Source organism: Methylobacterium sp. GXS13 (assembly GCF_001455965.1).
In the GTDB taxonomy this organism is placed as follows: domain Bacteria; phylum Pseudomonadota; class Alphaproteobacteria; order Rhizobiales; family Beijerinckiaceae; genus Methylobacterium.
On the sequence record NZ_LKKO01000001.1, the window covers coordinates 544,520 to 564,016 of the forward strand.

A 19,497-nucleotide genomic window follows, 5' to 3' on the forward strand; every position below is an offset into this window, starting at 1 on the left:
GGAACCCGACGACTCAAGGCCTCCGGAGCAATCCGGGGCCACTCGCAAGTATCGCGGCGCCGACGGCGTGGAGCGGCCTTCTACAGGCCTCCGCAGCGCACCGCACCCGAAACAATAGGCTGATCATGGCGACGAAGGCAACGGAACGGGACGAGACGGACGCTGCCCCCGAGCAGCAGACCGACGGGCCGCTCCTCGACCTGACGGATGCTTCGGTCAAGCGGATGGTCAAGCTCGCCAAGAAGCGCGGCTACGTGACCTACGAAGAGGTCAACGAGGTTCTCCCCGAAGGCCAGTCCGATCCCGACCAGCTCGAGGACGTGCTGTCGCAGCTGTCCGAGATGGGCATCAACGTGGTCGAGGCGGAGGAGACCGACGAGGCGGCCGCCACCGAGAAGACCGCGAACGGGGCCGACAGCGAAGAGGAAGAATCCGAGGGCGGTGAGGTTGCTGAGGTCGCGCCGACGCGCGCCGTGGCCGTCACCACGACCACCAAGGAGCCGACCGACCGCACCGACGATCCGGTGCGGATGTACCTGCGCGAGATGGGCTCGGTCGAGCTGCTGTCCCGCGAAGGCGAGATCGCGATCGCCAAGCGCATCGAGGCCGGCCGCGAGGCGATGATTGCGGGCCTCTGCGAGAGTCCGCTGACCTTCCAGGCGATCATCATCTGGCGCGACGAGCTCGTCGAGGGCAAGGTGCTCCTGCGCGACATCATCGATCTCGAAGCGACCTATGCCGGTCCGGACGGCAAGAACGCGCCGCAGATCGCCGAGGGCGAAGGCGAGGACGGCGCCGACGAGGCCGAGCCGCCGGCCCCCCCGGAGGGCGGCGACGACGAGGACGATCTCGAGAACAACGTGTCCCTCGCCGCGATGGAAGCGGAGATCAAGCCGCGGGTCCTCGAGACCTTCGACGCGATCGCCGCGAACTACCGCAAGTTGCGCAAGTTCCAGACCGAGGGCGCCGAGCGCAAGGCCGCGGGCGAGAAGAACAGCCCGGCCCAGAATCAGAAGCAGATCGAGCTGAAGGACAGCGTCGTCGCCGACGTGAAGTCGCTGTCGCTCAACAACAACCGCATCGAAGCGCTGGTCGGCCAGCTCTACTCGATCAACAAGCAGCTGATCGGCCACGAGGGCCGGCTGATGCGCTATGCCGAGAGCCACGGCGTGGCCCGGGACGAGTTCCTGCGCCACTACCAGGGCTACGAGCTCGACCCCAACTGGATGGAGCGTGTCGGCACCCTGGGCGGCAAGGGCTGGAAGAATCTGGTCGAGCGCGGCTCGAAGCAGGTGACCGAGCTGCGCGCCCAGATCCTCGATCTCGCCTCCGAAACCGGCCTTGAGATCGGCGAGTACCGCCGCATCGTCAACATGGTCCAGAAGGGCGAGCGCGAGGCCCGGCAGGCCAAGAAGGAGATGATCGAGGCCAACCTGCGCCTCGTGATCTCGATCGCCAAGAAGTACACGAATCGTGGTCTTCAGTTCTTGGACCTGATCCAGGAGGGCAACATCGGCCTGATGAAGGCGGTGGACAAGTTCGAGTACCGGCGCGGCTACAAGTTCTCGACCTACGCCACGTGGTGGATCCGGCAGGCGATCACCCGCTCGATCGCCGATCAGGCCCGGACCATCCGCATCCCGGTGCACATGATCGAGACGATCAACAAGATCGTCCGGACCTCGCGCCAGATGCTGCACGAGATCGGCCGCGAGCCGACCCCGGAGGAACTGGCCGAGAAGCTGGCCATGCCTCTGGAGAAGGTGCGGAAGGTCCTGAAGATCGCCAAGGAGCCGATCTCCCTCGAGACGCCGATCGGCGACGAGGAAGACAGCCACCTGGGCGACTTCATCGAGGACAAGAACGTCGTCCTGCCGATCGACGCGGCAATCCAGTCGAACCTCCGCGAGACCACGACCCGGGTCCTGGCGTCGTTGACCCCGCGCGAGGAACGCGTGCTGCGCATGCGCTTCGGCATCGGCATGAACACCGACCACACCCTCGAAGAGGTCGGCCAGCAATTCTCGGTCACCCGCGAACGCATCCGGCAGATCGAGGCCAAGGCCCTGCGCAAGCTGAAGCACCCCTCGCGCAGCCGGAAGCTCCGGAGCTTCCTGGACAACTGAGCCCCCGTCGCGGATTCCGCGGCGCCTCTCCTCCGACCGCGTTGCCATGGGGCTGCGCGGCCCCCACTTTGGCGCCATGCTCGAACGCCGCCCGCCAACGCCCGGTTTGCCCACGGCCTTCGCGGACGGGTCGGAAGCCGATGACGTGCCCTTCGGCGCGCTCCAGCCCTCGGTGGGCATCCGTGATTGGTTGCTGGGTGAGGGTGCGCGGCTGCAGAAGGCCGAGGACATGCTCTCCGGCCTCGCGGAGCGGCTGATCGCGGTCGGCGTGCCGGTGGATCGGGCTTCCACGGCGATCGACACCCTGCACTCGGAATATGCCGGCGTCGGGCGGGTCTGGACCCGGGACGGCGGCACCAGCGTGCGCCTGTTCCCGCACGGGGGCCGATCGCGGGAGGCCTATCTCAACAGTCCGTTCCACACGGTCCACGAGACCGGCGAATGGCTGATCCTCGACATCTCCGAGACCCCGGACGATGCCTACGCGATCATCCCCGACCTGAAGGCCGGCGGCTACACCCACTACGTCGTTGCGCCGCTATTCTTCACCAACGGCACCAAGAACGGCATCACCTTCGCCACCCGGGCCCCGGAGGGCTTTCGCGATGAGGACATCGCGATCCTGCGCTTTGTCATGCCCGCGCTCGCCGCCGTCGTGGAGATGCGCGTCCTCAACAAGCAGCTCGATCACGTGCTAAGGCTCTATGTCGGCGACGAGCCGCACCGGGCGATCCTGGCGGGCGACATCCGTCGCGGGCAGGTGACGCGGATCCGGTCGGCGATCCTGTTCGCAGACATGCGCGACTACACCCGCACCTCCGCCGACATGACCCCCGAGGAGGCCGTCGGGCTGCTCAACGTCTTCTTTGATTGCCTGGTGCCACCGATCGAGCGCGAAGGTGGCGAAGTCCTGAAATATCTGGGCGATGGCTTGCTGGCGATCTTTCGAGAATCCGGTGACGATCTCGGGGGGGCAGCCAAGGGCGCACTCACCGCCGCCCAGCACGCGCTCGCGGCCCTCGACGAGGCCAATGCCCTGCATCAGTTCTCCGTACCGGTTGCGGCCGGAATCGCGCTCCATCACGGCGAAGCCGCCTACGGCAATGTCGGCTCGGGCTCCCGGCTGGATTTCACGGTCATCGGCCGAGACGTGAACCTCGCCAGTCGGCTCGCCCGACTGAACCGCCTGCTCGGCGAGCCGTTGCTGATGTCGAAGCCCTTCGTTGATTTTCTCTGGGGGGATCCGATTTCACTCGGCGAGCATGTTCTCGACGGTTTCCGCGAGCCCATGGCGGTGTTCCGACCGAAATTTCTGCGCCCGCGCAAACCGAGCTGACCGTCTCGCGCAAAATGCTCCCGCTACCTTGGCGCCGTCATCAACACGCAGATGCCCGGCGGGCATCAGGCCTATAGTACTCAGGTACTGTGATTGGCGGCGCTGATAATCGTTCGCGCTTACACTCCGAGGCTATCTCTGCTGGAATGGGTGACGAACATCGTGAGAATTACGCCATACGTTAGGCGGGTTCGGCTATTTTAACGAGGGCCAAGCGAGCCAAATCAGCAGTTCGTGAAAGAACCTCATTGGGAACGCCCGACAGATCAAGTATCTTCAGGCACGCAGCCCCGCAGTCGCGATACTGCCCTGTATGATAGGCGTGAATAGAGAATTCCTCCAGCAACCCGAATTCGTAGATCCACGGCATTATCGCAATACCCTCTTTTGGCGCCGCCAGGGAGAGCCCTGCTTCTGCGTAGCGATAGCCTGCCGTAAAATTTTTCATCCGGCGGCAGTATTGACTGGCACTGTGGCGTGCTTCCGCTCGGCCCGGACAGATTGGGATTACGCGGTCGTACAGCTTCAGGACCTCGTGTTCGGGGTTGCCAAATTTTTCCATTAGCCAAGCTGCATTCAATAGACTGATATATATTTCTTCTTTCCAATACCCGAGATCGCCTCTCTTAAGATAATACTCCAGCGCCTTCAAATCGTCGCCGACATCGCGATAAGATCGCGCAATGTAAAACGTGTATCGTGCGACCATGAAGGGGTCTTTCTCGATGGCCAGTGCCTTTTCCAGCACGGCCAAATCGCGTCGCTCCGAAAGCTCATCGCGATGACGCGCGCCATCATTGCCGCGATGCATTGCGAGCGGAAGCGTGGGCGTTGGCGGATCCTTTCGACACTCCAGGAATTCGTGTAGAACACCGCGATATCGCCAGTCTTTGTTATTTTTCACCAATTGAATACGCCAATATTTAGTATGATCATCCAGGATCGTAAACATATACCCGGCCGCATTTAGCTTGGGCAGAGCAAATCCTTCCGGGATAATTAATCGATCGTCGGCATCGATGATCAAGGAATACTGCGCATGTGGACGCGAGAGCCGCAAGGCCTCGGTTCGGTTGAAGGCGAAGTCGACCCAGGGGCGCTCGACGAGCGTGCCCGGCACATCTGCCATCACCGCGCGAACGACATCCTGGGTGCCATCCGTCGAACCGGTGTCGACAATGATCCAGTGATCAATAATTGGCCTCACAGAATCGAGACATCGACGAATGACATGCGCCTCGTTCTTCACAATCATTGAGAGACATATTTTCTGCCCGAAACTACTCATGTTCTCAAATCCGAATCGATGCCTTCCCGCGGCTTGAACGAGCCTGCATTGCAACCTGATATCCTAACGTTCGTTGAAACAAGTTCGCTATCTTCATTTCTCGCAAGGAATTCCTGCTGATATTACACGGCAAATTTGTAAAATTTTAGTCTTTGGATTACAATATACCAGCCTATGAGACATCAATATTCCCATAAATACCAATAATATCAACAATTAAGATCGGGAAGAAACAATGATCTAATGAGATTTCTAATTTGCTTGCAGGGTTGGGAACGAAACCGCTCCGCGGCCGAGCTTGCCGCATGGCGACCCCGATATGGCGATACTCGTTCAAGCGGGTTCGTCCCGATTGGAATGCGATCCATGGCTGCGACGCAGGCAAACTCTCCGGTGCCGGCTGGACCGGCGATGTCGGGGTTGACCGTCGCCGCGCCAGGTACCAAATCGGATGCTGTTCCAGGGAGATCCCCGGCAAGGGGCTGAGAAACCGCTGGCACGTCCTCACGGACCTGCGGCGCGGAAATCCTTCGAACCTGATCCGGCTCATACCGGCGTAGGGATTGGACCGCGGCCATCCGAAAGGTAGGCTACAGCTTCTTATCGAAGCCGACGGCCCGATCTCCCCAACGGAATCCCGCGGAGATGATTTTGGCCTTTGACCGCCCCGCTTCACCGATCGGACACCGCCGCAATCCGGTCGGCCTCGCCGCGCAAGCGGCCTTGCCTCCGCGGGCTGACGTGGCCATCGTTGGCGGCGGGCTGATCGGGCTGTCGATCGCGTGGCGTCTGGCCCGGGCTGGCCGCTCGGTCGTGGTTGTCGAGCGCGACACGATCGGGGCCGGAGCGAGCTTGGCCGCCACCGGCATGCTAGCCCCGGCCGCCGAGCACGAGCCCGGTTCGGATCCCCTTCTGCCCCTTGCCCTGGAATCTCTCCGGCTCTGGCCGGCCTTTCGTGACGCACTCGAGGCCGAGACCGGTCTGCCGATCGATTACCGGCCGGACGGCACCGTCGTGGTGGCCATCGGCCGCGATGAGGTCGAGCGCCTGCGGTTCCGCTTCGACCTGCAGCGCCGCTCCGGCCTCGACGCTGCATGGCTGGCGGGTACCGAGGTGCGGCGCCTGGAGCCGGGCTTACGCCCTTCCGTCACCGCGGGGGTCCATTGCCCGCTGGATCATCAGGTGGATCCGCGCCTGGTCATGGCAGCACTGGCCGACGTCTGCCGGCGTGCCGGTGTGATTTTGGTGGAACACACCGCCGTCACGGCCCTCGACTGGTCCGGCGGAACGGTCACCGGTATTCGCGTCGGCGATCAGGGCGTGACGGCCGGCACCGTCGTCCTGGCCTCGGGCGCCTGGAGCGGGGAGGGCGGTCTGTTGCCCGAGACCCTGGCCCTTCCGGTGCGGCCGCTCAAGGGCCAGTCGCTGGCCCTGCGCACCACCGCCCGCACCGGCACCCTCGGCCGGATGATCTGGACCGAGCAGGTCCACATGGCGCCGAAGAGCGACGGCCAACTGATCGTCGGTGCCACCGTGGAGGATTGCGGGTTCCGCCCCGGTGTCACCGCCGGCGGCCTGTACGCGCTGTTGGAGGGCGCCCGCCGGGTGCTGCCCGGCATCGAGGAGATGGAAGTCGAAGCCATGTGGAGCGGCTACCGCCCGACCTCGGACGACGACGCACCGATCATCGACACCCTGGCGCCGGGCCTCGTCGCCGCAACCGGCCATCACCGCAACGGCTATCTACTCGCCCCGATCACGGCCGACGCGGTCGCTGCGCTGGTGACGAATGGCGCGCTCCCCGAGATCGCCAAGCCGTTCACCCGGGCGCGCTTCGATCAACCCGAACCCCGGAGGGCCTCGGCATGAGGCTCCTCGTGAACGGCGAGCCGCGCGAGCACGCTGTCGAGACCATCGCGGCCCTGTTCCGGATCGAGGCTGAGGAAACCGGTATCGAAAGCCCGCAGGGCGTCGCCATCGCGTTGAACGGGCGCGTGCTGCGCCATCGGGATTGGGACACGACCCCGGTCGCCGAGGGCGACCGCGTCGAGATCGTCCGCGCCATGCAGGGAGGTTGACCATGGACCAGACTGTCACGCCGCTGCGCCCCGACGCCGAGGCGGATCGCTTCACCCTTGCCGGTGTGGAGCTGTCCTCACGGCTGTTCATCGGAACCGCTGGCTACCCGACCCAGGCGATCATGCGCGACGCCGTCGCGGTCTCAGGAGCCGAGGTGGTGACCGCTTCGATCCGTCGGGTGTCGCTCCAGGGTCATGGCTCCGACACGGTGCGGATCCTCAAGGGCAAACGCTTCCTGCCCAACACGGCCGGCTGCGAGACCGCCCGCGACGCGATCATGACTGCGGAACTCGCCCGCGAGGCGTTGGAGACAAACTGGATCAAGGTCGAGGTGATCGGCGACCGCGAGACCCTCTACCCGGACGTGGCCGAGCTGATCGAGGCCTGCCGCCACCTGGTGGACGCGGGCTTCGTGGTCCTGCCCTATTGCAACGACGACCCGGTGGTCTGCCAGCGGCTGGAGGATCTCGGTTGCGCCGCGATCATGCCGATGGGGTCGCTGATCGGCTCCGGCATGGGCGTCGCCAACCCGGCGAATATCGAGCTGATCTGCCGCCGCGCGCAGGTGCCGGTGATCGTGGATGCCGGCATCGGCACGGCCTCCGACGCGGTGATCGCCATGGAACTCGGCGCCGCCGCCTGCCTGATCAACACCGCCATCGCCAAGTCCGACGATCCGGTGCGGATGGCCCGTGCCATGGGCCGCGCCGTCGAGGCCGGGCGCGACGCCTTTTGCGCCGGCCGGATCCCGCGCCGCGGCCGGGCCGATCCGTCGAGCCCGCAACTCGGTCTCGTCGGCTCGTGAGAACGCTGCCGTCGCCGCTCCTGGCGGTAACGGATCGACACGGGCTGTTCCGTCCCCTGGCCGACATTGTCCAGGCGGTTCTCGACGGCGGCGCACGCTGGATCTGGTTCCGCGATCGCGATCTGGAGCCAGAAGTACGGCAGCAGCTCGGCGCGGACATCGCCGCACGGACGCGTGCGGCCGGCGCCTTTCTGACGGTCGGCGGCGATGTCGCGCTGGCCCGGGCGCTCGGCGCAGACGGCGTGCATCTCGGTGGCGGGAGCGAACTGGAGACAATCGCGGCGGCGCGCAAGATTCTGGGACCCGGCGCTCTGATCGGCGTCTCGACCCACACATCCGCCGAGGTACAGAAGGTCGCCACCGCCGGCGCCGACTACGTCACGCTGAGCCCGATCTATCCCACCGCCAGCAAGCCCGGCTACGGCCCTGCCCTCGGCCCGGAGGGCATCGCCGCTTCCCTGCGCGCCGGCCTGCCCGTGGTAGCCCTGGGCGGTGTCACGGTCGACCGCATTCCCGAGTGCCGGGACGCGGGGGCCGCCTGCATCGCCGTGATGGGTGGCCTGATGCGCGCTGCCGACCCCGCCACCGCCGCCCGTGCTTTCCTGACCGCTTGCGCCGCGTGATCGAGGCCGGTCTCGGCCTGGCCGAACGGCCAAGACTCGATCGATCTCGGTGAGCCCCGAACCCGCCTTGGAGCGGGTCGTCAGGGCCAAGAATGTATGCCTCAATCCGCCCCCGATTCGGGGGGTGACGTTGCGGACAGACCAATCGTCCTTTGGCTGGCGCTGGCTCGGCCGTTCCCTCGCGTTGCGCCGGCGACAGGTCGTCCGGCTGCTGCTCGCCATTGCGGCCAGCTACGGCGTCGGGCTGGTCTTCCCGGTGGCGACCCAGCGGATCGTCGACGCGATCGTGGCCGGGCGGGCCGACCTGCCCCTGCTCGGTTTGGCAGTCCTCGCCATCCTGTCGATCGGCGCGGAGGTATTGCTCACCGCCTTCCGCGGTCGCCTGATCATCGCGCTCGCAATCTTCCTCGACCGCCGGATGTCGCGCCGGGTCTTCGCGCACTTTCTGCGGGTGCGGATCGACGGCGCCGGCTTCAAGTCCGGTGACGTCCTGAACCACTTCCAACAGATCACGAAAATCCGGGACTTCGTTTTGCATCAGGTGCCGAACACGGTGATCGACGCCGGCGGCGCCCTCGTCGCGTTCGGCCTCGTCTTCCACTACGACGTGGTCGTCGGGACCGTCCTCGTCCTCGCGGCGCCCATCATCATCGTGGTTGCCAGCAACCAGATCAGCGGCATCTGGAAATCAGCGAAAGCTTTTTACACGGCGTTGGGCGTCCGCGACGGCACCCTCGCGGAGAGCGTGACCGGCCTGCCCACGGTGAAGGCGCTCGCGCTGGAGGCCGGGCGCATGCGGCGCTGGAATGCGGTGACGGACACCACGCTCAGCGAATTGAGCAGTGTGATGGACCTGCAACGCCGATACGGGCTCCGGTCGCAGGCGGTCTCCCGGGCCATGACGCTGCTGGTGATCGGCGTCGGCTGCTGGCGCATCTATGGAGGGCACCTGACAGTCGGCGAGTTCCTGGCGATCCAAGTGGTGTCGGCCCGGATCACTGGGCCGCTCCTGAGCAGCGCCGACATCCTGCGCATGACCCAGGAGGTGAACGTCGCGCTCCGGGAGATCGGCCGCTTCCTCGACCTGCCTCGCGAGCGGGCGAACCGCCATCCGCCCGTGCGCCGGATTGGCCCAGGCGGGATCCGGCTCGATCGCGTCTCGCTGACCTATCCGGGCACCACGCGGCCGGCCCTGCAGAATCTCAGCGTCACCCTGCCGGAGCGCGGGATCGTCGCCATCGTCGGTCGCAACGGCTCGGGCAAGTCGACGCTACTGCGGATCCTGCTCGGCCTGCAGCGGGACTATACCGGCCGGGTCGAGATCGGCGGCGCGGATCTGCGCGACTACGATCCCCGCTGGCTGCGGGGCCAGATCGGCACCGTGGACCAGGATACGGTGCTGTTCTCCGGGAGCGTGCGCGAGAATCTCGCCGGCCAGCACACGGACTCCGCAGCGCTCGATGCAGCGCTGGACTTCGCCGGCGTGCGGGCGCTGGTGGAAAGCCTGCCCGGCGGCCTCGATACGCCCCTCGGCGAGGGTGGCCGGACCCTGTCCGGCGGTCAGCGCCAGCGTCTGTTTATCGCCCGGGCGGTGATCCGCAACCCGCCGGTAGCGCTCCTCGACGAACTGACCGCCTTCCTAGATCCGGAAGCCGCCCTGGCGATGGAGCGGAACCTCACCGTCTGGGGTCGTGAGCGGCTGCTGATCCTGGTCACGCACCACTTGGCCGCCGCACGCCGAGCCGACCGGATTCTCGTCCTCGATGCCGGCCGCCTACTCGGCGAGGGCCGGCACAAGGATCTGCTCCAAACGGTTCCGCTCTACGCTGCACTCTGGGAGGATTACACCCGCTCCATGGGCCGCGCCGCCGCGAGCGAACTCGACCCGGCAATCTAGCCCTGTTTCGCGGCCGGCCCGTAGGGTGGGCGCGGGATCGCCCGATGCGCAGCCCGGAGCGCCGCCGACCAGCGCTCGCGCAGATCGTGGAAATAGCCTTCGCCGGCCTCGATCCGGTGGTTCACTTCCAAGTCGAGGGCACCCCGGCGAGCCACTGCGATGTCGATCGGCAGGCCGACGCCGAGATTCGACCGCATGGTCGAATCCATCGAGACGAGGCTGACCTTCAGGGCGTCGTAGAGGTCGCTCTCGAACTTCACCGCGCGGTCGAGGATCGGCTTGCCGTATTTGTGCTCGCCAATCTGCAGGAACGGCGCATCGGTACTGCACTCGATGAAGTTGCCGGCCGAGTAGATGAGGAACAGCCGCATGTCCTCGCCGGCGATCTGGCCGCCGAACAGCAGGGAGATCGAGAACCGGATGCTGGCCGCTTCGAATCCGTCCTTCTCGATCGCCCGGACCCGCCGGATGGCGCGGCCGATGAGCTGCGCCGCCTGGAACATCGTCGGCGCTTCGATGAGCTTCTCGGCCGGCTCGCCCTCGTCGCCGGGTACGCCTTCCTGCAACAGGCTCAGGACAGACTGGGTGATCGACAGGTTGCCGGCCGAGGCCAGCATCATCACCCGCTCACCCGGAACGTTGAAATGGTGGAGCTTTCGGTAGGTAGAGATGTCGTCGAGCCCCGCATTGGTACGGGTGTCGGCGACCATCACGAGCCCCTCCTCGACGAGGACACCGACGCAGTAGGTCATGGCTTTCGGGCTCTCGCGAATGGCCTCCGGCTGTCGTCCAGCCGGCGGCCCGTCTTTCAGGAATCAGGATTGAGCGGCGCCCCTGCCTTGCTCGACGCGGAGCTTGACGTCCAGTGTCTCGGTGCCGCCGCCGGTACGACTGCCGCGTATCGGCGCCGCGCCCAGATAGTCCAGGCCCGTGGCGACACGGATGTATCCATCCGACGGTGCGTTCTCGTAGCACGGATCGAACGCCACCCAGCCGAGATCCGGCACCAGGGCTTCGGCCCAACCATGCGGAGCCTCGACATCGGCCTCGCCGTCGTCGCGGGCACGATAACCGGCGACGTAGCGGGCCGGAATTCCAAGATGGCGGGCGGCGGCGATGAAGACGTGCGTCAGATCCTGGCAGACGCCTTTGCCGGCGGCGAACGCCTTGTTGGCGGGCACGGCGTTGGCGGCTGGCCCGGCCTCGTAGGCCACCGCCTCCGGCACAGCGCCGCGCAGGCGATGCAGCACCGCGAGCGGCGTGCCGTCCCCATCGGTCGCGACCCGCTCGGCGAAGATCTGCAGGTCGGCGCTGGTTGCGCACAGATCCGTGTCCCGCAGATAGAACGCGTCCGGCAGGCGCTCGACCGTCCCGCGAACCACCCCGTGGGTGTCCTCGGTATCGACCGACCCGGTGACCCGGATGGTCAACGCATCCGCCGGCGCGTCCGGGGTGAACCAGTGGACGATGTTGCCGAAGCCGTCCTCGCGGGCGGTGAGTCGCCCATCGATGGAGGTGTCGATCCGCCAGGTGCGGACATATTGCCCGTCATGGTCCCGCGGCGTCAGGCGCATGACCTGCACGAGCCCGCGGGCCGGCTGCTCGTAGGTGTAGATGGTCTCGTGGACCACGCGGATGCGCATGCGCCGGGCCTGTCCGTCCTGTTCAGCCGACCAGATACTGCTTGGCGATGGCTTCGCCCACCCTGTTGTTCTCCGCGATGAACGCCTCGACGAACTCGTGGAGCCCCGAGTTGAACACGCGGTCGATATCCTCGCTGTCGAGCTTGGCCAGCATGTTGCCGGCCAGGCGCTGGCTCGGGCCGCGCCTTCCATAGGCATCGGCGATGAGGTCGAGATACTCGACGATCACGCCGTAGCAATTGGCAAACGAGCGCGGCATCTGCTTGTTGAGCATCAGGAGGTCGGCCACCAGCAGCGGCTTGACGCTCTCGCGATAGACCCAGTGATAGGCGTTGAAGGCCGAGACCTCGCGCAGGATCGTGGTCCATTGGAAATAATCGAGGCTGCCCCCCACCGTCTCGTTCTGCGGCAGCAGGATCTGGTACTTCACGTCGAGGATGCGGGCGGTGTTGTCGGCGCGCTCGATCGCCGTCCCGAGGCGGGTGAACCAGAAGGCGTCGTTGCGCAGCATCGTCCGGAAGGCCGAGCCGTCGAAGGTCAGCGAGACGGTCTTCACCCAGTCGAGGAACCGGCCAAACTCGTCACGGCTGAGTTCCTTGCCGGCGTAGTTGCGCAGCTCCAGCCAGGCCCCGTTGATCGCGTCCCACATCTCGGTGGTGAGCGCGGTGCGGACCGAGCGGGCATTCTCGCGGGCCGACTCGATGCAGGAGCGGATCGACGAGGGATTGTGCGGGCTGAACGCCAGGAAATCGCAGACCGTGTCGGCGTTGACCACGCTGTAATGCGGCTTGAACAGGTCCGGGTCGCCGGCCGAGGCGAGGGCGGATTCCCACTCGTTGGTCTCGCCGCCGCCATAGCTCGTGGGCAGCGAGGCCAGCCGGTGCGCCGCGTCGAGGATGCGCGCGACGAAGTCGGCGCGCTCCACGTAGCGCGAGAGCCAGAAGAGGTTGTCGGCAGTCCTGGACAGCATGGTTTGCGACTCGGATGGGCTCGGCGGCAGGCGGCGCGTCTGATGGCAGGGAGCGGCAGCTCCCTCAGGCGTCGAGCACCCAGGTATCCTTCGTACCACCGCCCTGGCTGGAATTGACGACCAAAGACCCTTCCTTCAGCGCGACCCGGGTCAGCCCGCCGGGCACGATGCGGATCTGGTCGGCGCCGCACAGCACGAAGGGCCGCAGGTCGACGTGGCGCGGGGCGACCCCGGAGGCCACGAAGGTCGGGCAGGTCGAGAGCGACAGGGTCGGCTGGGCGATGAAGCCGTCCGGGGCGTGCTTCAGCTTCTTCGCGAAATCCTCGATCTCGCGCTTGCTGGCATGCGGCCCGACCAGCATGCCGTAGCCGCCCGACCCGTTGACCTCCTTCACCACCAGCTCGGACAGGTTGTCCATGACGTAGGCGAAGGACTCCTTCTCGCGGCAGCGATAGGTCGGCACGTTGTGCAGGATCGGCTCCTCGCCGGTGAAGAATTTCACGATTTCCGGCATGTAGCTGTAGACCGCCTTGTCGTCGGAGATGCCGGTCCCGACCGCGTTGGCCAGTGTCACGGAGCCGCGCTCGTAGGCGTTCATCAGGCCCGGTACGCCGAGCACCGAATCCGGCCGGAAGACGAGGGGATCCAGGAAATCGTCGTCGAGGCGTCGGTAGATCACGTCGACCCGGCGCGGGCCCTCGGTGGTGCGCATGTACACCACGTCGTCCTTGGTGAAGAGGTCCGAGGCCTCCACCAGCTCGACGCCGAGCTTGTCGGCCAGGAACGAGTGCTCGTAGAAGGCGGAATTGTAGCGGCCGGGGGTCAGCAGCACCACGGTCGGGTCGCGAGTGGCCGAGCCCGGAGCGAGGCTGCGCAGGGTGGCGAGCAGGGCGTCGGGATAGTTCTCGACCGGGGCGACCCGGTGCTTGGAGAACAGGTCCGGGAACAGGCGCAGCATCACCTCCCGGTTCTCCAGCATGTAGGAGACCCCGGACGGGATCCGGGCATTGTCCTCGAGGACGAAGAAGTCCTTCTCGCCGGTGCGGACGATATCGATCCCGGCCACGTGGACGTAGAGGTCGTGGGGCACCCGGAACGAGCGCATCTCCATCCGGTAATGGGCGTTCCTGTAGACGAGATCGGCCGGGATGATGCCGGCCTTGATGCATTCCTGGGCGCCGTAGACGTCCTTCAGGAACAGGTTGATCGCGGTCACCCGCTGCTTGAGCCCGCGCTCGAGGAAATCCCATTCCGGCTTGGTGATCACCCGGGGGATGATGTCGAACGGGATCAGCCGCTCGGTCGATTCGTTGTCGCCGTAGACCGCGAAGGTGATGCCGATCCGGCGGAACAGCAGCTCGGCCTGGCTGCGGCGGGTGTTGAAATGCTCGGGCGGGGTGGTCTCGAGCCAGTTCTTCAGCTTGCCGTAGGCGTCTCGGACGGCGGCCGGATCGGCGGCGCCGTTGCCGATCCCGTTCATCTCGTCGAAGGCCGTCAACGCCATTCCGATTCTCCCTCACGCTCCTGCTCTTCAGGCAAGAGGCGCGCCAGCCACCAGGGCTATACCCGTGGTCGACAACGCTCAAGATCACAGGAAGATCAGAACAGCTTGAGGCCTTTCAGGCTGGCATGTCCGTTTCGACCCAGGATGACATGGTCGTGCACCACAATTTTGAGTGGTGCCAGCACCGAAACGATCTCGCGGGTCATCGCAACGTCGGCTGCTGATGGATTGGGATCGCCCGACGGGTGGTTGTGAGCCAGGATGATCGCGGTGGCCGAAAGCTCCAGGGCCCGGCGGGCGACCTCCCGGGGATAGACCGGTGTATGATCCACGGTGCCGCGCCCCTGCACCTCATCGGCGATGAGCTGGTTGCGCTTGTCCAGGAACAGGACGCGGAATTCCTCGCGCGGCGCGAACGCCATCGTGGCGCGCAGATAGTCGTGGAGCGCGCTCCAGGAATTGAGCAGATCGCGCTCGCGGATCGCGCCTCGGGCGAGCCGCCGCCCGGCGGCCTCGATCACCTTGAGGTCGGCGGCGACCCCGGCGCTCACGCCCTCGACCTCCATCAGCCGGGCCGGCGCGGCGCTCAACACCTCGGCAAAGCTGCCGAAGCGGGCGACCAGCGCCTTGGCCAGGGGCTTCACGTCCCGCCGGGGAATCGCCCGGAACAGGACCAGCTCCAGCAGCTCGTAATCCGGCAGGGCATCGCCAACCGCCGCGAATTTCTCCCGCAGGCGATCGCGATGACCGTGATAATGCGGCGCCTCCTTGGCGGACGGCATGGCACTCTCGGAGAAAAACCCCGCCGCGCCGTCCTCCCGAGCCACGGCCGGTCAGGCCGCCGGATTGATGGGCTGGTGCAGGCCCTTGGGCGAGATCGTGAAGATCTCGACGCCGGTCTCGGTCACCGCCACCGTATGCTCGAACTGGGCGGAGAGCGACCGGTCGCGGGTCACGGCCGTCCAACCGTCGCCCAGCACCTTCACGGCCGGGCGGCCGAGATTGATCATCGGCTCGATGGTGAAGAACTGGCCTGGCTTCAACGGCACGTCGTAGCTCGCCTCGACGTAGTGCAGGATGGTCGGCGCGTCATGGTAGATCCGCCCGAGGCCGTGGCCACAGAAGTCGCGCACCACCGAGCAGCGCTCGCTCTCGGCGAAGGTCTGGATCGCCCGGCCGATATCGTTGGTCGAGCCGCCGGGCTTCACCGCCGCGACGCCGCGCATCAGCGCCTCGTAGGTGATCTCGCACAGGCGCTGCGCCTTGCGGGGAACCTCGCCGACATAGGCCATCCGGCTCGAATCGCCGTGCCAGCCGTCAAGGATCAGGCAGCAATCCAGATTGATGATGTCGCCCTCACGCAGGGGCTTGTCGTTCGGGATGCCGTGGCAGACCACGTGGTTGATCGAGGTGCAGATTGATTTCGGATAGCCGCGATACAGCAGCGAGGCCGGATAGGCGCCGTGATCCATGGCGAATTCGTAGGCGAGCTTGTCGAGCTCCTCGGTGGTGACGCCGGGCTGGGTCGCCTCCATCAGGACGTCCAAAGCCTCGGCGGTCAGGCGCCCGGCCCGGCGCATGCCCTCGAATCCCTCGGGGCCGTGGATCGGCGGCTCCGGCGCGCGGCGCGTGCCCTGCGCAGTGGCCTGTTCCTGTTGCATCGTCGAGACTTTTTGCGGCGTCGTAAATCGGGTGCTCGACCTATGTACGGTGCGGGGCGCGGCAGGCCAAGCCGCGTGCGGCGGACGGAGCGCGGGTGCGCGGCGGGGGAGGCTTGCGCCGGCCGCGGGGCTGGCGGCATAAGCGGCCGCGAGGTGCCCCGGAGCGCCCGGGCAGATTCGCCCGCGCGGATGGGTGCGGGTCAGGCGAGGGCCGTATGGCAGGCAAGGCGGTACCGCACTTCCACAACGAGCCGGGCGTGCCGGTGATCGCGGTCGGGGTGAGGGAATTCATGTGCATCGGCGCGCTGCCGCCCTTCGATCACCCGCACGTCTTCCTCGACATGGGCGCCGACACCGAGATCATCTGCCAGTACTGCTCGACGCTCTATCGCTACCGCGCCGGCCTGAAGGCCGACGAGGCCGATCCGCAGGCCTGCGTCTGGCACGACGCCGCCGCCGTCGCCGCGGAGTAGCGCCCCCTCCCTTGCCCTCAGACAGTCGAACGCCCTTGGAGATCGGGATCGTCGGGGCCGGGATCGGCGGTCTGACCGCGGCCCTGGCCCTGTCGGATGCCGGGCACGCCGTCACGGTGGTCGAGCGCCGCACCGGCTTCAGCGAGGTCGGGGCTGGAATCCAGATCTCCCCGAACGCGAGCCGGGTGCTGGCCGATCTCGGCCTCTCGGCGGCCCTGCGCCGGGCTGCGAGCGAGCCGCCGGGGGTGGAGGTGCGCGCCCTGGAGAGCGGTCGCCGCATTGGCGGCGTGGCGCTGGGCATGGCGGCTCAGCAGCGCTTCGGCGCCCCCTATTACGTGATTCACCGGGCCGACCTGCAAACCCTGCTGCTCGACGCCCTGCGGAGCCGACCGGCAATCCGCCTGATGATGGGGCGCGACATCACCGGTCTGGCCGAGACCGACGCGGGCGCCGTCCTGACCGCCGAGAGCAGCGGCGGCGCCCAGACCCTGCCGTTCGACCTCGTGATCGGCGCCGACGGGTTGCGTTCGCGCCTGCGCGGCCATCTCGACGCGGCGCCCATGAGACCGGGCCGGGCGGCGGCGTGGCGTGCCCTGATCCCGAGCGAGGCGGTGCCGGAAGCGTTCCAGGGCCCGGCCACGGGCCTGTGGCTCGGCCGGGGCCGGCACGTCGTCCATTACCCGGTGCGGGGGGGCCGCTTTCTCAATGTCGTCGCGGTGGTGCCCAAGGCGGTGGGCGACGAGGATTGGGGCCGTCTCGGCGAGCCCGCCGTGCTGCGCGCGCATCTGCGCGGCTGCGCGGGGCCGCTGCGCGATCTGTTGAGCCTGCCCGATTCCTGGCTCGTCTGGTCGCTGGCCGACCGGGCCGTGGCCCGCCCGCTGGCCGCAGGCCGCGTGGCGCTGATTGGCGACGCGGCGCATCCGGTCCTGCCCTACCTGGCGCAGGGGGCCGCCCTGGCCATCGAGGATGCGGCCGTGCTCCGGCGGGCCTTGGCGGACCACGCCCACGTCCCCGCAGCGCTCGCAGCCTATTCGGCCGAACGGACAGCCCGGGTGCGGCGGGTGCAATGGGCAGCCCGCTCCAACGGCCGGACCTATCATGCCGGCCGCCTCGTCGGCTTCGCCCGCAACACGGTGATGCGCCGCCTCGGTCCGGACGGCATGCGCGACCGCTACGCCTGGCTCTACGGCTGGACGCCCCCCGCTTGATCGCAAGCGTCGGCGCAGCTACCGAGGGGGCCATGCGGACGTGGCGGAACCGGTAGACGCACGAGACTTAAAATCTTGCGGCCACAAGGCCGTGCGGGTTCGAGTCCCGCCGTCCGCACCACAACCGTTTACCGGATCGATCCAATCCCGCGCATTTGAGCGATTCGCCTAACCGTCGCGTCGCATCTCCGTGTCAGGCTGAGCGACAGGAGACCCAACGATGATCGACGCGCTTCAGACGGCCACCGCCGGCATGACCCGGGCGACCGACCGGCTCGGGACTGCAGCCCAAAAAGTTGCGGAGATAGGCGCACCGGCCGGGGATGCCAGCCTGCCGTCCGCTGCGCAGGTCGACCTGTCCAGCACCGTCGCCGACCTGATCGGGTCGCGGACATCCTTCGCGTTAAATGCCGCCGTGGCGCGCACTGCCGACCGCATGAGCGGCCAGCTCCTCGACATCACGGCTTAGTCGCGGCGCCCGTCATTCCGCCGGGGCCGAGCCGCGGGCGCCGAGTACCGGAACCGCCAGCAGCGCCAGGATCGTCGCAGCGGCGAACAGAAGCCCCACGCCAATCGTGCGATAGGCCAAAACGCCCACCAAGCCGCCGCCGAGGAATGCGCCGACCGTCATCAGGTGGAGTCGCAGCTTGTCCGGGTCGTGGCGTTTGGCCAGGGTGTCGCCAGCCTTGCGGTCCAGCCACCGCGCGAGCTCGATCCCGATATCGGTGACCATGCCGGTGACATGGGTGGTCCGGACGCGGGAATCGGTGATCTTGGTCACCACGGCGTTCTGCAGGCCGAGGACGAAGCTGAGGCCGAACACCAGGGCCTCGCCGCGTGCGGGCTCGGTGAGCGGCAGGGCGACGACGCCGATGGCCACGAGCAAGATGGCCTCCGCGCAGATGCTGTAGGCGTAGGCATCATGGCGCGCATGGCGCCGCCGACGGCGGATCAGCAACGTCGAGGTCGCGGCGCCGAGCCCGAACAGGATAACGAGGAGCAGCGCCTTGGCGGCCAAGACAAGGTCGCCGGTTCCGGCTCGATCCGAGATCGCCGAGACATTGCCGGTCATGTTCGAGGCGTAGAAGCCAACGGCGTAAAATCCCGCCGTGTTCAGGGCACCGGCCAGAGCGGCGAGGGACCAGGAGAGATTGAGATCCGCCTGGACGGTGCGCGTCCTGCCTTCATGGACAAGCATGGATTCGCCGAAGCCGTTGAACCGATACCGAATAAGTCGGCAAGCGTAACCGACCACACTGAGATCGGGTACGCGCTCCCGGTGCAAGCGTGCCCTGCAGTGTGTCGGCACATCGCTCGAACACAGTGGCTAAGCGCAGCGCAGACCGCGAACGGAGCACATCCGCCCTCTTGTCCGAACAGGGCGTACGGCATGCATGGCTCCGGGCAACGCAACGCGGACCGCCCGGAACGTCACGATTGCGCCGACCCAGTACGGTCCGCCTTCACCAGCCGCGGTAGCGGCGGCCGTAACCGTCACTGTCGTCGCAATCCCGGTCCTCGCGCCAACGGCGGTGACCGTAGCCGACCGGCACGCGCTCGTAGGTTACGACCCGTCGGGTCGCGTAAACCGGCTCCACCTCCTCGTAGGCGCGATAGACCGGACGCGGCCGCACAACGACGGGCGTCGGTCCATAACCGTCGTAGGGCGAGCCGTAGGAGTAGGCGGGGCCGGGTGCGGCCTGGGCTGCGGCGCCGATCAGGGCACCGGCGGCCAGGCCGCCGATGATGCCCGCCCCGATGGCGCCGCCGCCGCGGGCCTCGGCGGCGGTGGAAGCGAGGGTCCCCGCGCCGATCAGCGCGGCGGCCGAAAGCACAGCGATCCGTCTCATGACCTGACTCCGAATGAAGCGCGGGACCGCTCAA

The 19,497-nt window shown here is 66.9% G+C and carries 19 protein-coding genes, 1 tRNA gene and 1 riboswitch; of the genes, 11 read left to right on the forward strand and 9 right to left on the reverse strand.

Features of this window, described 5'->3' with window-relative positions:
* Positions 1-125 precede the first annotated feature (125 nt).
* Entirely contained in the window at positions 126-2,126 is a 2,001-nt protein-coding gene (gene rpoD, locus AO398_RS02655) for an RNA polymerase sigma factor RpoD (protein ID WP_058190435.1), read from the forward strand.
* Between the two features lie 76 nt (positions 2,127-2,202).
* A complete protein-coding gene (locus AO398_RS02660; protein ID WP_058190604.1) occupies positions 2,203-3,462 on the forward strand; it encodes an adenylate/guanylate cyclase domain-containing protein in 1,260 nt (419 codons plus the stop codon).
* Between the two features lie 181 nt (positions 3,463-3,643).
* Here AO398_RS02660 and AO398_RS27245 read toward each other — a convergent pair whose 3' ends face one another.
* The gene (locus tag AO398_RS27245; RefSeq protein ID WP_082643095.1) at positions 3,644-4,750 is read right to left on the reverse strand and encodes a glycosyltransferase; all 1,107 of its coding nucleotides are present in this window, start codon (positions 4,748-4,750) and stop codon (positions 3,644-3,646) included.
* A 452-nt stretch (positions 4,751-5,202) separates the two neighbouring features.
* Positions 5,203-5,331, forward strand: a riboswitch (TPP riboswitch).
* A gap of 64 nt (positions 5,332-5,395) precedes the next feature.
* Between AO398_RS27245 and thiO the strand changes: the two genes are divergently transcribed.
* The 5 genes from thiO (at position 5,396) to AO398_RS02685 (ending at position 10,154) form a co-directional block, all read left to right on the forward strand.
* Positions 5,396-6,619, forward strand: coding sequence for a glycine oxidase ThiO (gene thiO / locus AO398_RS02665; protein ID WP_058190436.1), 1,224 nt, complete (start codon positions 5,396-5,398; stop codon positions 6,617-6,619).
* On the forward strand, positions 6,616-6,828 hold the full coding sequence (gene thiS / locus AO398_RS02670) for a sulfur carrier protein ThiS (RefSeq protein ID WP_058190437.1): 213 nt from the start codon (positions 6,616-6,618) through the stop codon (positions 6,826-6,828). Before thiO ends, thiS begins: the two co-directional genes overlap by 4 nt.
* A 2-nt stretch (positions 6,829-6,830) precedes the next feature.
* On the forward strand, positions 6,831-7,634 hold the full coding sequence (locus tag AO398_RS02675; RefSeq protein WP_058190438.1) for a thiazole synthase: 804 nt from the start codon (positions 6,831-6,833) through the stop codon (positions 7,632-7,634).
* On the forward strand, positions 7,631-8,257 hold the full coding sequence (locus tag AO398_RS02680; protein ID WP_058190439.1) for a thiamine phosphate synthase: 627 nt from the start codon (positions 7,631-7,633) through the stop codon (positions 8,255-8,257). Before AO398_RS02675 ends, AO398_RS02680 begins: the two co-directional genes overlap by 4 nt.
* A 124-nt stretch (positions 8,258-8,381) precedes the next feature.
* The gene (locus AO398_RS02685; protein ID WP_058190440.1) at positions 8,382-10,154 is read left to right on the forward strand and encodes an ATP-binding cassette domain-containing protein; all 1,773 of its coding nucleotides are present in this window, start codon (positions 8,382-8,384) and stop codon (positions 10,152-10,154) included.
* Here AO398_RS02685 and AO398_RS02690 read toward each other — a convergent pair.
* The 6 genes from AO398_RS02690 to map form a co-directional block, all read right to left on the reverse strand.
* Complete coding sequence (locus AO398_RS02690) at positions 10,151-10,906, reverse strand: hypothetical protein (protein ID WP_058190441.1); 756 nt, start codon at positions 10,904-10,906, stop codon at positions 10,151-10,153. The two genes, AO398_RS02685 and AO398_RS02690, sit on opposite strands and share 4 nt — an antisense overlap.
* 63 nt (positions 10,907-10,969) lie before the next feature.
* Positions 10,970-11,797: a transglutaminase family protein gene (locus AO398_RS02695; protein ID WP_058190442.1), complete on the reverse strand. Its 828-nt coding sequence runs from the start codon at positions 11,795-11,797 to the stop codon at positions 10,970-10,972.
* Between the two features lie 22 nt (positions 11,798-11,819).
* Positions 11,820-12,767 carry an alpha-E domain-containing protein gene (locus AO398_RS02700; RefSeq protein ID WP_058190443.1) on the reverse strand — a complete coding sequence of 316 codons (948 nt, stop codon included), beginning with the start codon at positions 12,765-12,767 and terminating at the stop codon, positions 11,820-11,822.
* A gap of 64 nt (positions 12,768-12,831) precedes the next feature.
* Positions 12,832-14,271, reverse strand: a complete 1,440-nt coding sequence (locus tag AO398_RS02705) for a circularly permuted type 2 ATP-grasp protein (protein ID WP_058190444.1) — start codon at positions 14,269-14,271, stop codon at positions 12,832-12,834.
* A 95-nt stretch (positions 14,272-14,366) separates the two neighbouring features.
* Positions 14,367-15,053: a DNA repair protein RadC gene (gene radC / locus AO398_RS02710; protein WP_058190445.1), complete on the reverse strand. Its 687-nt coding sequence runs from the start codon at positions 15,051-15,053 to the stop codon at positions 14,367-14,369.
* Between the two features lie 51 nt (positions 15,054-15,104).
* Complete coding sequence (gene map, locus AO398_RS02715) at positions 15,105-15,932, reverse strand: type I methionyl aminopeptidase (RefSeq protein WP_058190446.1); 828 nt, start codon at positions 15,930-15,932, stop codon at positions 15,105-15,107.
* A gap of 215 nt (positions 15,933-16,147) precedes the next feature.
* Between map and AO398_RS02720 the strand changes: the two genes are divergently transcribed.
* The 4 genes from AO398_RS02720 to AO398_RS02735 all read left to right on the forward strand — a co-directional run bounded on the left by AO398_RS02720 (position 16,148) and on the right by AO398_RS02735 (position 18,082).
* Positions 16,148-16,405, forward strand: a complete 258-nt coding sequence (locus tag AO398_RS02720; RefSeq protein ID WP_058190447.1) for a zinc-finger domain-containing protein — start codon at positions 16,148-16,150, stop codon at positions 16,403-16,405.
* Between the two features lie 11 nt (positions 16,406-16,416).
* Positions 16,417-17,613 (forward strand): FAD-dependent monooxygenase, encoded by a 1,197-nt coding sequence (locus tag AO398_RS02725; RefSeq protein ID WP_058190448.1) that lies wholly within the window; start codon positions 16,417-16,419, stop codon positions 17,611-17,613.
* A 34-nt stretch (positions 17,614-17,647) separates the two neighbouring features.
* A tRNA-Leu gene (locus AO398_RS02730) sits at positions 17,648-17,734 on the forward strand.
* Positions 17,735-17,833: 99 nt separating this feature from the next.
* The gene (locus AO398_RS02735; RefSeq protein ID WP_058190449.1) at positions 17,834-18,082 is read left to right on the forward strand and encodes a hypothetical protein; all 249 of its coding nucleotides are present in this window, start codon (positions 17,834-17,836) and stop codon (positions 18,080-18,082) included.
* 12 nt (positions 18,083-18,094) lie between these two features.
* Here AO398_RS02735 and AO398_RS02740 read toward each other — a convergent pair whose 3' ends face one another.
* Together AO398_RS02740 and AO398_RS02745 are read right to left on the reverse strand one after the other, a co-directional pair.
* Complete coding sequence (locus AO398_RS02740) at positions 18,095-18,811, reverse strand: YoaK family protein (protein WP_058190605.1); 717 nt, start codon at positions 18,809-18,811, stop codon at positions 18,095-18,097.
* A gap of 265 nt (positions 18,812-19,076) precedes the next feature.
* Positions 19,077-19,463, reverse strand: a complete 387-nt coding sequence (locus tag AO398_RS02745; RefSeq protein ID WP_058190450.1) for a hypothetical protein — start codon at positions 19,461-19,463, stop codon at positions 19,077-19,079.
* Between the last annotated feature and the right edge of the window lie 34 nt (positions 19,464-19,497).

What these genes read in the sequence shown, in the direction of transcription:
- rpoD (WP_058190435.1), top strand. Translation starts at nt 126, where the DNA reads ATGGCGACGAAGGCAACGGAACGGGACGAGACGGACGCTGCCCCCGAG.
- AO398_RS02660 (WP_058190604.1), top strand. Translation starts at nt 2,203, where the DNA reads ATGCTCGAACGCCGCCCGCCAACGCCCGGTTTGCCCACGGCCTTCGCG.
- AO398_RS27245 (WP_082643095.1), bottom strand. Translation starts at nt 4,750, where the DNA reads ATGAGTAGTTTCGGGCAGAAAATATGTCTCTCAATGATTGTGAAGAAC.
- thiO (WP_058190436.1), top strand. Translation starts at nt 5,396, where the DNA reads ATGATTTTGGCCTTTGACCGCCCCGCTTCACCGATCGGACACCGCCGC.
- thiS (WP_058190437.1), top strand. Translation starts at nt 6,616, where the DNA reads ATGAGGCTCCTCGTGAACGGCGAGCCGCGCGAGCACGCTGTCGAGACC.
- AO398_RS02675 (WP_058190438.1), top strand. Translation starts at nt 6,831, where the DNA reads ATGGACCAGACTGTCACGCCGCTGCGCCCCGACGCCGAGGCGGATCGC.
- AO398_RS02690 (WP_058190441.1), bottom strand. Translation starts at nt 10,906, where the DNA reads ATGACCTACTGCGTCGGTGTCCTCGTCGAGGAGGGGCTCGTGATGGTC.
- AO398_RS02695 (WP_058190442.1), bottom strand. Translation starts at nt 11,797, where the DNA reads ATGCGCATCCGCGTGGTCCACGAGACCATCTACACCTACGAGCAGCCG.
- AO398_RS02700 (WP_058190443.1), bottom strand. Translation starts at nt 12,767, where the DNA reads ATGCTGTCCAGGACTGCCGACAACCTCTTCTGGCTCTCGCGCTACGTG.
- AO398_RS02705 (WP_058190444.1), bottom strand. Translation starts at nt 14,271, where the DNA reads ATGGCGTTGACGGCCTTCGACGAGATGAACGGGATCGGCAACGGCGCC.
- radC (WP_058190445.1), bottom strand. Translation starts at nt 15,053, where the DNA reads ATGCCGTCCGCCAAGGAGGCGCCGCATTATCACGGTCATCGCGATCGC.
- map (WP_058190446.1), bottom strand. Translation starts at nt 15,932, where the DNA reads ATGCAACAGGAACAGGCCACTGCGCAGGGCACGCGCCGCGCGCCGGAG.
- AO398_RS02720 (WP_058190447.1), top strand. Translation starts at nt 16,148, where the DNA reads ATGGCAGGCAAGGCGGTACCGCACTTCCACAACGAGCCGGGCGTGCCG.
- AO398_RS02735 (WP_058190449.1), top strand. Translation starts at nt 17,834, where the DNA reads ATGATCGACGCGCTTCAGACGGCCACCGCCGGCATGACCCGGGCGACC.
- AO398_RS02740 (WP_058190605.1), bottom strand. Translation starts at nt 18,811, where the DNA reads ATGCTTGTCCATGAAGGCAGGACGCGCACCGTCCAGGCGGATCTCAAT.
- AO398_RS02745 (WP_058190450.1), bottom strand. Translation starts at nt 19,463, where the DNA reads ATGAGACGGATCGCTGTGCTTTCGGCCGCCGCGCTGATCGGCGCGGGG.